We start from the raw sequence: 12,613 nt of genomic DNA, 5'->3' as shown, positions 1-12,613 counted from the left end.
TATGCAGCGCCTGAACGTAACCATAGATGCCAATTCCGGATTTTGCTTTGGAGTAGTGTATGCCATCCAGATGGCGGAAGATTTACTGGATGAGCAGGGTTACCTGTATTGCTTAGGCGATATTGTGCACAACGATGAGGAAGTACAGCGCCTGCAGGAGCGCGGGCTGCGCATTATTAACCACGAACAGCTGCGTGAGCTCAGGAACGAGGCCGTCCTGATACGGGCGCACGGTGAGCCGCCGGAAACCTACCAGATGGCCCTGCAAAACAACCTGACCCTGATCGATGCCAGTTGCCCGGTGGTATTGAAGCTGCAGAACCGCATCAAAACATCTTACGACAAAAAGGAGCCGATCTTTATTTATGGCAAACATGGTCACGCCGAAGTGCTGGGCCTGCTGGGGCAAACGAACAACGATGCCATCGTTTTTGAAACAATAGACGAGCTGCTGCAGCACGAGTTGCCACCTAAAATTACCCTGTACAGCCAGACCACCAAAAGCACCGACAACTTCTATAACATTAAAAACCAGCTGCAAACCAAAGGCTACGAAGTAGAGGCCAACGACACCATCTGCCGCCAGGTGTCGAACCGCGACAAGGAGCTCCGGAAATTTGCTGCTAACTTTGATAAGGTGGTGTTTGTGTCTGGCACCAAGTCGTCGAACGGTAAAGTGCTGTACCAGGTCTGCAAAAACACGAACCCGAACACGTACTTTATATCGAAGGCCGACGAACTGCAACCGGAGTGGTTTGCCGATGGCGACAGCGTAGGAATATGCGGGGCAACCTCCACGCCAATGTGGCTGATGGAACAAGTGCGCGACGCGCTGCTTAAACTATAGTTTAACGTGTTTGGTGTCTCGTTTTTCGATCTCCGCAATCCTGACCTCAGCTATAGTTAGAGTGCTTATTTGACCTGTTTCAGATGTGTGGAAGATAACAATAGCTCGCCGAAACACTGAACACGATACACGAAAAACATGTCAGCTTTAAAAAGAGATAACCGCGGAATCGTAATTGCTGCAACTATAGTCGTTTGCTGGGTTGGCCTGCTTGCGTATCTGCTTACAAACTATACCGTAAACTATAGTTCGCCGCTGACTTACCTGTTTGTGCTGGTACAGATGCATTTGTATACCGGCATGTTTATTACAGCCCACGATGCCATGCACGGCGTAGCTGCGCCCGGCCGCCCAAAGCTAAATAAGGCCATCGGAACGATAGCTGCTCTGTTGTTTGCTTACAACTGGTACCCGCGCCTGTTACCCCGCCACCACCAGCACCATAAGTTTGTAGCCACCGAACACGACCCCGACTACCATCATGGTTCGTTCTGGCCCTGGTACTTCAGTTTTCTGAAGCAATACATTACCTGGTGGCAACTGCTGCTGATGGCGGTAACATTCAATGTGCTGAAGTATTTTTTTCCTGTCGATAACGTGATCCTGTTCTGGATGCTGCCGGCAATACTGGCGACTTTCCAGCTTTTTTACTTTGGCACCTACCAGCCACACCGCGGCGAGCATGCGCCTGACAACCGGCACAAATCCACCACACAATCCCGGAACCACCTGTGGGCTTTCCTGAGCTGTTATTTCTTCGGCTACCACTACGAGCACCACGAAAAGCCTTATGTGCCTTGGTGGCAGTTGTATAAGGAGAAATATTAACTATAACTATAGTTAGCTATTATTGTATTTTGTATTTGTTTTAGCGGACGCAACTGTAATTCTGTGTGCTGCGTAATAGGGGAGGACTTTCCTACTATTGCCTGCAGATAATACACAAAAGCACCCTTTATATTGCATCCCTATGCGCTCAACTATACCTTCTCTTATTTTTTTACTGTTCTTTTTAACTGTAAACTATAGTTATGCCGATGACTATAGCCGGTTCAAGAGCTCATCAGCAAAAGACCCCAATAATTTTAAAGCAGGCATCAGCTTCGTCTGGTTATCGGATTATGACAGCCAGGGCCTGATGTTCAGCAACAAGTTCGGGCATTATTTTGGCGAGCGTTTTTCGGTGGGGCTTAATGTCGGCCTGCTCACAGCCTCGCGTTACGACGAAGGAAAAAAGATCTTCTCTATTAAAAACACGTTCTACATGGGCGCCCTGGAAGCCGGTTTTGATGTGATCAGGAATGAGCAGGTAACACTGCGCTTAGGTGTGGGTGGCACTGCCCGCCGACGAAACGAAATAAATTCAGAACCAGACGACCAGGGAACGGTGGATGGCTCTGTGGTGCACATCAAAACTTCCGATACAGGTGTGAACGGTTTCCTGGAGAACGACTTCAGTTTTTTGCGGAGCGGTATAATTGGCGGCAGAGTTGATTACTTTTATTATACCAGTGGTACGCCCGTCTTCGGGATCGGCCTGCACGTCGGGTTCAGATTTTAAAACAAACAGACATAAAAAAGGGAGCAGTTTTGCTCCCTTTTGTTTTATAAACGGGCTATAGTTTAACACATTGCAAACTATAGCTGGTGCGTTATTATGTTTACTGGTGCGCGTCTTTTTTACAGCAGTCGTCCAGTTTATTGTAAGCGCGTTCCTGGGCAGGCAGTTCGTCGGCATCGTAGCCTGTTTCGGTTACTGCTTTTTTAATTTTGGCGGCATCCGTTTTGCGGCTGTCAAAAGTTACGGTCAGTACTTTGGAATCCACATCCAACGAAGACGATTTTACGCCTTTTTCGTAGGCCATGGCTTTCTCAAGGGTAGTTTTGCACATGTCGCAAACAGCCGATGTTTTGATTTTTATAGTTTGCTGTCCGTTGGTTTGTGCCTGTGCATGCGTAGTTGCCATACTTACCAGTGCCAGTACCATTGAGAGTGCAAATACTTTTAACTTGTTCATATTATTGTTTTGGGTTTAGGTTATGCTAATTAATTCTGAAACGTAGGCCGGCATACACTACTCTGCCTGCAATCGGACCCCAGACCATGCTCGCATCAAATTCGGGGCCAAACGGGTTGCCGGCGCCAACTATAGGGGTAGGCTGTCTGTAATTTAATAAATTCTCTACACCACTGTATAGTTCCCAACGCTTAAATGCCCGCGAAATTTGCCCGTTCAATGTAAAAAAGGCATCAGAGTTTTGCGGCATGGCCGGGTCAGGGTGGTTTTCAGCATACGCTAACGGCATTTTGCCAAAGTATTGGGTGGTAAGGTCGGCGCGCCATTTGTCGAATGGGGTGGCAAAGCCCAGGTTCACGAAAAAGCGGTGCTGGGGTATCATTGGTTTCTGGCGCAGGTCGCCGTTGTAGCTGGTCCGCACATCGTAGTACTTATAAGCAGCTTTTACATCAAGCCCTTTCAGCACTTCGTACTGCAGTTCCGCCTGAAAGCTTTTCGCAAACGATCTGCCCTTCAGGTTATAGAACTGTACCTGGTGTGGTGTAGAGTACATATCGGCTACTACCTGGTTCCGGAAAGTGGTATAGTAGTAATCGGTGATAAAAGCGCCCGGTCTGTTGCCTATCTCAAAATACTGGGTAAACGAACCGCCAATGTTCCAGGCTTCTTCCGGCTCCAGTTCTTCTTCAAACACAAAGGCGCGGGAGCTTACCAGGCTGGCTGTATTTTCGGCGATCGGGTTCGCTACCCTGAATCCTTTGCCTGCAGCTAAGCGGAGGATGGTATTTTTGGTTGCGTCGAACTTCACATTAAGGCGGGGCGAGAACACGGTGCCATACAGGTTATGAAAATCCACGCGGGCGCCGGTAACTATAGTTAAGTTGCTCAGGTTGTTGTAGATGTACTCTGCAAAAGCACCCGGCACATGCTCTGTTTTGTTGAAATTAGTGCCTGCCAGCTCTTCCTGCATATCGTCGTACGTATAGCTCAGGCCGGCTTTGTACGTATGCCCCGTATGCCCGATAATAGACTGGAAGATCAGGCGTAAGTTTGCGTTGTTCTGGGTGCCGTTATAGATTCGGTTGCCATATTGCGAGTCGAAGGTATGATGCGAAGCGGAGCTGATCAGCCCCAGGCTCTGGTAGGGTTTGTCCGCGAACGTATACGATGTTTTGTTATAGCCTGAAATGCGCTCGGTTTCGGAAGTGGTGCCATAGTATAGTTCCGAGCCTTTCTCAAAGTCCATCTGTCCGCCCAAACGGTCTTCGCGCAACGCATTCACCCCAAACTCCGATACCCAGTTGCCGTTGTTGTACTTCCATTTGTTGTACACGTTGTACTGGCTGTTGAGGGGCAGGTCCATAAAACCGTCGTTGTTGCGGTCGGAGCGGTGGTGTAGTTGTGCTGTGTGCAGTAGCAGGGCCGTCGACCATTCTTTGTTCACCTGCACGCCGATGTTCACGTTCGCATCAAACTTCGCCTGGCTGTTGCCATACAGGTTCACGTAAAGTCGTTCTGTTTTTTCCGGGTCCTTCAGCTTCACGTTCACCTGCCCCGATATCGACTCATAGCCATTCAGTACCGAGCCCATGCCTTTTATGATATCGATCGACTCGATGAAAGTGCCGGATAAATAATTAAGCCTGAACGGAGTGGCCAGACCCTGCAATGCGGGCACGTTATCGGTTGTTAATAATGTATAAGCGCCATCCAGGCCGAGCATCTGTATCTGCTTTGCGCCAGAAACCGCATCGGTGGTAGATACTTCCACAGAGGCATTGGTCTCAAAGCTCTCGGCCAGGTTACAGCACGCCGATTTTTCCAGGTCGCGGGTGGTGATGATCTGGGAATTGGTTGTGCTCAGGGCAGAGAAACGTTCCTGCCGGGCTTCAATTACCACTTCTTTCAGGCTGCTGTTTGGCTGCAGCGCTACCACAACCGACTGCTTGCCGGCTACATTTATAGTTTGCTGGGCATACCCCACATAGCTCACAACTATCTCAGAGGTAAGCGAATCAGAAAAGTTAAGTGTAAAGTTGCCGGTTCCGCTGGTGCTGGTGGCGTGGGTGGTGCCTTTCCAGGCGACGCTGGCGCCAACTATAGGTTCGCCGGGGTTAATGGCATCGGTTACTTTGCCGGTAAGTTGCTGCGCTGCTGCAGGTATGGCCAGCAGTATAAGCAGCAGATATAAGCTGTATTTAATAAAATGGGATCTCATGGGAAATATAAACTGAACTATAAACACAAATAAGAAAGTGCTGTCAGGTAGCAACTATAGTTTGTGAATAGCTGGTTTATACTTGCAGGGTGCGCTTCTGTAACAGAATGTTACGTCCGCCAGGCGGGGGAGAACTGTTGGAGTAGGAGAGAGCCTGCGTAGTTAGTGTGGTGGCAGGCAGTATAGGGGCAACTATAGGAAGCAGGGCAGGCGATGGTGTAAATACCTTGGCCAGCAGATCGGCCTTGGTGGTAGTTACCAGGTCCAGCTTTTTGTACGTTACTTCCCGTTTGCAGCAGTCATCTTCCTCGCCGGAAGCTTCTGATGCTGAGCAACAACTCTTCTCTTCCAGCGCTGCGCTCTCTACCATTACCATCTGGCAAAGCTGCTGCCCTAAGGCAACGCCCACCGAGCCAAGTGCAATACTCAGCGCCAGCAGCAACAGTATACTATGCCTGGTCAGGTGGTTCATCCCTGCAAAGATACGCAATCTCTCCCACTTTGCCCCACCATCCCCACTTTGTCCCACTTTTGCTGTGGAAATCTGCCCCACTTTGCGGTAGTAACTATAGTTTGTTTGCAAGTTGTTGTAAATCAGACTTTTGTGATTGAAGCCCCTCGTATAATAGTGGATTACATTCAAATATTCAAATATAGTTATACCCAAAGTGGGTTGATACGTATGTGGATAATGTGGATAAGTGGTGTGGATTACCATAATTTATCCACAAAGTGGTAAAAAGTGGGAGATAGTGGTTGTGGTGTTTTGTTGAATCGTTACATTTGTATACTCCGAGAACCACGCGGACGAACCTATAGAAAAACATGAACTTCCTGTCAGGCGAATTTGAATGCAAGATAGACCCTAAGGGAAGGTTGGTTTTACCTGCCAAGATAAAAGCCAACCTGCCGGAGGCGTCTGGCAATCATGTGGTGCTGATGCGTGGTTTTGAGCCTTGCCTGGTGTTGTACCCGAAGGCGGAGTGGAAAGTGATCTACGACAAGGTAGCCGGCCTGAACGAGTTCAACGAAGAGTACCGTCACTTCCAGCGTAACTTCTTTAGAGGTAACACCGAGATAGAGCTGGATGGCGCAGGCCGTTTTATACTGCCTAAAACCATGGCACGCTTTGCCGAACTGGATAAAGAGGTGATCATTGTTGGTTTGGGTAACCGTGTCGAGATCTGGAACCCGGATAAGTATGAAGAGTTCCTGATCAAGGATCAGCAGAATTTCTCGCAGCTGGCGCAGAAGTTCTTAGGAGATAAAGAAGAAAAGGAGCCGTTGCTGTAATGGAATACCATCGCCCTGTTATGTTGGAAGAGTCGGTTGATGCGTTGGCGATAAAACCGGACGGTGTGTATGTGGATGTGACCTTTGGTGGTGGCGGACACTCGGCACTTATAGTTAGCAGGCTTACAACCGGTAAGCTCTATAGTTTCGATCAGGACCGCGATGCGGAAGAGCAGAGCAAAAAGCTGGAAGGGCCGAACTTTCAGTTTGTGCGCGCCAACTTCCGTGATCTTAAAAAGTACCTGCGCCTGCACCGTGTAACAGCGGTTGATGGCATTCTGGCTGACCTGGGCGTTTCGTCGCACCAGTTTGACGAAGGAAGCCGTGGTTTTTCAACCCGCTTTGACGGTCCGCTGGATATGCGCATGAACTATGAGCACGGCGACTCGGCGGCAGATGTGGTGGCCAACTATAGCGAAGAGCAACTGCACCGCATGTTCGGGATCTATGGCGAAGTGAAGAACGCAAAAACCCTGGCCAGAACTATAGTTGAGCAACGCGCCCGCAGGCCCATCGAAACGATAAACGATTTTAAGCAGGCCATTCGCTCCTGTACGCCAAAGGGCAAGGAGAATAAATACCTGGCGCAGGTTTTCCAGGCGCTGCGCATCGAAGTAAATGACGAGATGAAGGCGCTGGAGGAGATGCTGGTGCAGGCAGCCGAAGTGCTGAAGCCCGGCGGCCGGTTGGCAGTGATCTCTTACCACTCCCTGGAAGACCGGTTAGTGAAGAACTTTATAGCCAAAGGCAAGTTTTTCGGAGAAGTAGAGAAAGACCTGTTCGGGAATGAGATAAAGCCGCTGGATGCGGTAAGCCGGAAACCGGTGGTGCCGACAGACGAAGAATTACTGATAAACAGTCGCTCCAGAAGCGCAAAGCTGAGAATAGCAGAGAAAAGAGAACTTGATGATTAAACCCCGGGCCTGACAGGCCGCAGCATTAAAAGAGTAACTATGGCTTCTAACCTTATGACTAAGAAAGCAAGCGCACCACGTACAAACTCGGTGCGTCTGAAGCCAGAAGAGAAGGCTCCAAAGCCAAAAAGGGCCAAAGGCTTCAGTATCTTTGGGTTACTTGAAAAATACACCAAAGTAGACGCCCTGTTTGAAGAAGGCGTTCCGCTAAAATACCTTCCCCGCATTTTATTCCTGACGTTGCTGACGTTGTTCTACATCGGTAACAACCATTACGCTACCAAAACCATCCGCAGAATTGATAAGGTAAAAGTAGAGACCGAAGACCTGCGCGCCGACTACACTACCCTGAAGTCGGATTACATGGAAGCCAGCAAGCAGTCGGAAGTAGCCCGTAATGTGGCGCCGCTGGGCCTGGAAGAAAGTTCAACCCCACCTTATCAGGTTATAGTGCCGGCTGATGAATATTAAAAAATCCATAGTGATACGTGTGCGGTTAGCCTTTCTGGTTATCTGCCTTTTCGCGTGTGCTATAGTTTACAAAATATGCGTTATCCAGTTTGCTGATGGTGATAAGTGGAAAGCCATCTCGAAAGAGCGCCGCATTTACTATAAACCGGTGTTTGCTACCCGCGGTAACATCTACTCCGATAACGAAAGCATACTGGCTACCTCGCTGCCATTTTACCGCGTAGCCTTCGACCCAACTATAGCCGAAACCAAGGTTTTTAATGCCGGCATCGATTCGCTGGCCATGCTGTTGTCCCGCTTCTATGGCGACAGGTCTGAAGATTATTACCGCCGCAAGATCAAGAACGCACGCCTTTCGGGCCGCCAGTACATCCGCCTGAACAGCCAGCAGATCAACTATCAGGACAAGAAAAGAATGTCTAAATGGCCAGTTTTCCGCGAAGGAAAGAACAAGGGCGGAGTGATCTTTGAAAAGGTAGAAAAACGCTTTAAGCCGTTCGGGATGCTGGCCGAGCGAACCATCGGGTTTATAAACGAAGATAAGAACGGCGCCGGCCTTGAATACAGCTTTAACGGCGACCTGTCCGGTACCGATGGCGAAGCCCTGTTTGAGCGTATTGCCGGTGGTAGCAAACCTATTTACGACGGTACAGAAGTAGAGCCACAGAACGGTTACGACATCAAAACTACCATTGATATTAACCTGCAGGACGTTGCCGAGAATGCCCTTTACAAAGCGCTGGAGAAAACAGAGGCCGAGTATGGCACTGTGATCCTGATGGAAGTAAAGACAGGTGAGATAAAAGCTATGGCTAACCTGGGCAAGACCAAAGGCGGCTACATTGAGGATTATAACTATGCTGTGGGTGCGCAGGGGCGTACAGAGCCGGGTTCTACCTTTAAACTGGCTTCGATGATGGCATTGTTTGAATTTGCCCCGCACGTAAACCTGACCGATACCATAGATACCGGCAACGGCAGATACAAGATCAAAAATACCTACATGACCGATGCCAAGCATGGCGGTTATGGCAAAATTACGGTGCAGGAAGTGTTCGAAAAATCATCCAACATCGGGGTGGCCAAACTGATGGAACAGCATTTCGGCAATAACCAGCAGGCCTATGTCGATTACCTGGATAAGTTTGGGTTGGGCAATACGCTTGGTTTCCAGATGGATGGCGAAGCACGGCCTTTCATCAAACATCCGCAGGATAGAACCTGGTATGGCACTACGCTTACTTCCATGGCCATCGGTTACGAGACCAAGTTTTCGCCTTTGCAGACACTGGCCCTTTATAATGCCGTAGCCAATAACGGTAAAAAGATACAGCCGATCATCGTAAAAGAGATCCGCAAATCAGACAAGGTGGTGCAGGCATTCAAGACCCGCACGCTGGTTGAAAAAGTTTGCTCTGATGAGACCCTGAAGAAGGTAAAAGCCATGCTGGAAGGTGTGGTAGAGCAGGGAACAGCCAAAAGTATCAAGAGCGATGATTATAAGATAGCAGGCAAAACAGGTACTGCCCGAAAAGTAAAAGGTGGAAAATATGTGCGCGAGTATTCCACTTCATTTGCCGGTTATTTCCCTGCTGATAATCCAAAGTATAGCTGCATCGTGATCATCGACAGCCCACAGGGGGTGAACGTGTATGGCTCTGATGTGGCGGCTCCGGTTTTTAAAGAACTGGCGGATAAAGCGTATGCCCGCGACCTGGATATGCACAAACCGTTGCTTGCCCGTGTAACACCAAACAAGAACAGCATGCCACAGGTTTCGGCCGGCAGCCTTGATGATCTTTCTACTATTTGTAACCGGCTGGGTATCAGTAGTCACCCTAAGACATCGGATGAAGAGTGGGTTAAAGTGAAACCAAATATGCGCTCGCTGGATTTTATACCTAACCCGGTGCTGGAAGGCAGAGTGCCGGATGTAACCGGTTTAACCCTGCGCGATGCCCTGTTTATACTGGGTAACCAGCGCCTGAAGGTAAATGTGCAGGGCGTAGGGAAACGTGTACAGAAACAGTCGCTTGAAGCTGGTGCGCCGATAAATAAAGTACAACAGATAACTATAGTTTTAAGCTAATGCAGCTGCTGCAAAATATATTACAAAACGTGCAGGTGCTCGACACCGTGGGTCCGCTGGATGTGGCTGTTGAAAGCATCACTTTTGACTCCCGCAAGGTGCAGGCAGGAGTGTTGTTTGTAGCCGTTCGTGGCGTGCAGGCCGATGGTCATGCTTACATCACAAAAGCAGCTGAGGCCGGTGCTGCAGCTATAGTTTGCGAAGAACTTCCAGAAGAGAAGATTTCAACTATAACCTACGTGCTGGTTAAAAATAGCGGGCAGGCATTGGGGCAAATGGCTTCTGATTTCTACGATAACCCATCGGCAAAACTACAACTGGTAGGTGTAACCGGTACCAATGGCAAAACCACCTCTGTTACCCTTCTGCACAAGCTTTTCCGTGAGCTGGGCTACCATGTAGGGTTACTCTCTACAGTACAGAATCAGATAGACGAAAAAATTATACCTGCTACCCATACCACACCGGACGCGGTAACGCTGAACGAACTGTTGGCAAAAATGGTACAGGCAGGCTGCACGCATTGCTTTATGGAAGTAAGCTCGCATGCCATGGTACAGCAGCGTGTAGCCGGGTTAACTTTTGCCGGAGGCGTTTTTACCAACATCACCCACGACCACCTGGACTACCACGGTAGCTTCGACGAGTACATCAAGGCCAAGAAATCCTTCTTCGATATGCTGCCGAAGACAGCCTTTGCTTTGGTGAATGCAGATGACAAACGAGGTGCCGTAATGGTACAGAATACCAAAGCCAGCGTGCATGAGTTCTCGCTGCGCAAGGCTACAGAGTTTAAGGCACGTATCATTGATAACACCATTCAGGGACTGCATTTAGAGATTGATGGGAATGAGATCTGGTGCAAGCTGATCGGCGCATTTAACGCCTATAACCTGCTTGGCGCTTATGGTGTGGCCGTGTTGTTAGGCGAAGACCCGACAGAAACCTTAACGGTACTTTCTGCCTTGGATTCAGCTGCTGGTCGCTTTGATTATATCGTTTCGGATACGCAGATAACCGGTATCATAGACTATGCCCACACCCCGGATGCATTGGAGAATGTGTTAAATACGATTCAACAGATCCGGACGCCGCTACAGAAAGTGATAACTATAGTTGGTTGTGGCGGTAACCGCGATGCGGCCAAGCGCCCGGTGATGGCTGACATTGCCTGCCGCCTGAGCGATAAAGTGATCCTGACATCTGACAATCCGCGCTTTGAAGAGCCGCAAACCATTCTGGCCGACATGCAGAAAGGCGTGAAGCCACTGGACTACAAGAAAACCCTGTCGGTGCTGGACCGCAAAGAAGCTATAAAAACAGCCTGTATGCTGGCTGAACCAAATGATATTGTGCTGGTAGCCGGCAAAGGCCACGAGACTTACCAGGAAATACAAGGGGTGAAATATCCTTTTGATGACAAACAGGTGCTGCAGGAAACCTTTCAGCAACTGGGGAAATAAACAGAAATAACTTTTAGCCAAGAGTAAAGAATAAAGTAAATGCTATACCACCTTTTTACATACCTCGATCGGGAATATGATCTGTTTGGGGCCGGTGTGTTTCAATACATTTCCTTCCGTGCGGGTATGGCCGTGCTGGTTTCGCTGCTGATCGCCATGATTTTTGGTGGTAAGCTGATAAAAGTGCTGCAGCGCAAGCAAGTAGGCGAAAGCATCCGTGACCTTGGCCTGGAGGGGCAGCTGGAGAAGAAAGGTACACCAACGATGGGTGGTCTCATCATTCTGCTGGCTATACTTGTTCCCACACTATTGTTCGCCCGCCTTGATAATATTTACATTATCCTGATGCTGGTATCCACTGTTTGGCTGGGTATTATCGGCTTTCTGGATGATTACATCAAGGTTTTCAGAAAGAACAAGGAAGGGCTGGCTGGTCGTTTTAAGATTTTAGGTCAGGTGGGCTTAGGGCTTATAGTTGGCCTTACGCTTTACTTTAACGACGACGTGGTGGTGCGCCAGTATATTTTTGCAGATGGCAGTACATCGGCCGTAAATGCGTCGCGCCATTATGTAGATGTGCACAGCATGATCACCACTATTCCGTTCCGTAAAAACAACGAGCTCGATTACTGCAACCTGTTTGCTTTTGCCGGCCCGCTGTTCCAGAACTGGTCCTGTTACCTGTACATCCCGTTCGTGATCCTTGTGATCACAGCCGTATCAAACGGTGCAAACATTACTGACGGTATCGATGGCCTGGCAGCAGGTACCTCAGCGATCATCGGTTTAACACTGGCTATTTTTGCATGGGTTTCCGGTAACACCATTTTCGCCGATTACCTGGATATTATGTTTATCCCGAACTCCGGTGAGCTGACCATTTTCTGTCTGGCTTTTGTGGGAGCGTGTGTGGGTTTCCTGTGGTATAATACTTATCCGGCGCAGGTATTCATGGGCGATACCGGTAGCCTTTCTATTGGCGGTATCATTGCCGTGCTGGCACTTATAGTTCGTAAAGAGCTGCTTATCCCAATCTTATGCGGCATTTTCCTGATAGAGAACCTGTCAGTGATGTTGCAAGTGAGTTACTTTAAGTATACCAAAAAGAAGTATGGTGAAGGACGCCGCATCTTTAAAATGTCGCCGCTGCACCACCATTACCAGAAGCTGGGTTACCACGAATCTAAGATTGTAGGGCGTTTCTGGATTGTAGGCATTATGCTGGCAATTTTGACCTTAGCTACGCTGAAGCTTAGGTAGTTATTAGTTGTTAGTTACTGGTTGTTGGATTATTTAGTTT

12 protein-coding genes are annotated in these 12,613 nt (G+C 48.8%); 9 read left to right on the top strand and 3 right to left on the bottom strand.

What is annotated here, in order from left to right; genetic code table 11:
- The first annotated feature begins 1 nt into the window (after nucleotide 1).
- The 3 genes from H7F15_RS13465 to H7F15_RS13455 all read left to right on the top strand — a co-directional run bounded on the left by H7F15_RS13465 (nucleotide 2) and on the right by H7F15_RS13455 (nucleotide 2,408).
- A complete protein-coding gene (locus tag H7F15_RS13465; protein WP_185197501.1) occupies nucleotides 2-847 on the top strand; it encodes a 4-hydroxy-3-methylbut-2-enyl diphosphate reductase in 846 nt (281 codons plus the stop codon).
- Between the two features lie 138 nt (nucleotides 848-985).
- A complete protein-coding gene (locus H7F15_RS13460) occupies nucleotides 986-1,675 on the top strand; it encodes a fatty acid desaturase (RefSeq protein ID WP_185197500.1) in 690 nt (229 codons plus the stop codon).
- A 142-nt stretch (nucleotides 1,676-1,817) separates the two neighbouring features.
- On the top strand, nucleotides 1,818-2,408 hold the full coding sequence (locus H7F15_RS13455) for a hypothetical protein (protein ID WP_185197499.1): 591 nt from the start codon (nucleotides 1,818-1,820) through the stop codon (nucleotides 2,406-2,408).
- A 100-nt stretch (nucleotides 2,409-2,508) separates the two neighbouring features.
- Here the strand turns inward: H7F15_RS13455 and H7F15_RS13450 are convergent, their stop codons facing one another.
- The 3 genes from H7F15_RS13450 to H7F15_RS13440 all read right to left on the bottom strand — a co-directional run bounded on the left by H7F15_RS13450 (nucleotide 2,509) and on the right by H7F15_RS13440 (nucleotide 5,666).
- Complete coding sequence (locus tag H7F15_RS13450) at nucleotides 2,509-2,865, bottom strand: heavy-metal-associated domain-containing protein (protein ID WP_255481242.1); 357 nt, start codon at nucleotides 2,863-2,865, stop codon at nucleotides 2,509-2,511.
- Nucleotides 2,866-2,890: 25 nt separating this feature from the next.
- On the bottom strand, nucleotides 2,891-5,083 hold the full coding sequence (locus tag H7F15_RS13445; protein WP_185197498.1) for a TonB-dependent siderophore receptor: 2,193 nt from the start codon (nucleotides 5,081-5,083) through the stop codon (nucleotides 2,891-2,893).
- Between the two features lie 76 nt (nucleotides 5,084-5,159).
- Nucleotides 5,160-5,666, bottom strand: coding sequence for a hypothetical protein (locus tag H7F15_RS13440; protein WP_185197497.1), 507 nt, complete (start codon nucleotides 5,664-5,666; stop codon nucleotides 5,160-5,162).
- A 242-nt stretch (nucleotides 5,667-5,908) separates the two neighbouring features.
- Here H7F15_RS13440 and mraZ point away from each other — a divergent pair, with 242 nt between their 5' ends.
- The 6 genes from mraZ to mraY are packed head-to-tail and all read left to right on the top strand — an operon-like array spanning nucleotide 5,909 to nucleotide 12,573.
- The gene (gene mraZ, locus H7F15_RS13435; RefSeq protein WP_185197496.1) at nucleotides 5,909-6,376 is read left to right on the top strand and encodes a division/cell wall cluster transcriptional repressor MraZ; all 468 of its coding nucleotides are present in this window, start codon (nucleotides 5,909-5,911) and stop codon (nucleotides 6,374-6,376) included.
- Nucleotides 6,376-7,290, top strand: a complete 915-nt coding sequence (gene rsmH / locus H7F15_RS13430) for a 16S rRNA (cytosine(1402)-N(4))-methyltransferase RsmH (protein WP_185197495.1) — start codon at nucleotides 6,376-6,378, stop codon at nucleotides 7,288-7,290. Before mraZ ends, rsmH begins: the two co-directional genes overlap by 1 nt.
- A gap of 54 nt (nucleotides 7,291-7,344) precedes the next feature.
- Nucleotides 7,345-7,761, top strand: a complete 417-nt coding sequence (locus H7F15_RS13425) for an FtsL-like putative cell division protein (RefSeq protein ID WP_255481241.1) — start codon at nucleotides 7,345-7,347, stop codon at nucleotides 7,759-7,761.
- A complete protein-coding gene (locus H7F15_RS13420; RefSeq protein ID WP_185197493.1) occupies nucleotides 7,751-9,850 on the top strand; it encodes a penicillin-binding protein in 2,100 nt (699 codons plus the stop codon). The genes H7F15_RS13425 and H7F15_RS13420 overlap by 11 nt, the downstream gene beginning before the upstream one ends.
- A complete protein-coding gene (locus H7F15_RS13415) occupies nucleotides 9,850-11,313 on the top strand; it encodes a UDP-N-acetylmuramoyl-L-alanyl-D-glutamate--2,6-diaminopimelate ligase (protein ID WP_185197492.1) in 1,464 nt (487 codons plus the stop codon). Before H7F15_RS13420 ends, H7F15_RS13415 begins: the two co-directional genes overlap by 1 nt.
- 39 nt (nucleotides 11,314-11,352) lie before the next feature.
- Entirely contained in the window at nucleotides 11,353-12,573 is a 1,221-nt protein-coding gene (mraY, locus tag H7F15_RS13410) for a phospho-N-acetylmuramoyl-pentapeptide-transferase (protein ID WP_185197491.1), read from the top strand.
- Nucleotides 12,574-12,613: the final 40 nt, after the last annotated feature.

This window comes from Pontibacter sp. Tf4 (assembly GCF_014212495.1).
Classification (GTDB): Bacteria; Bacteroidota; Bacteroidia; order Cytophagales; family Hymenobacteraceae; genus Pontibacter.
The sequence above is the reverse complement of the archived record's forward strand: the minus strand, read 5'-3'. Positions and strand labels throughout refer to the sequence as shown.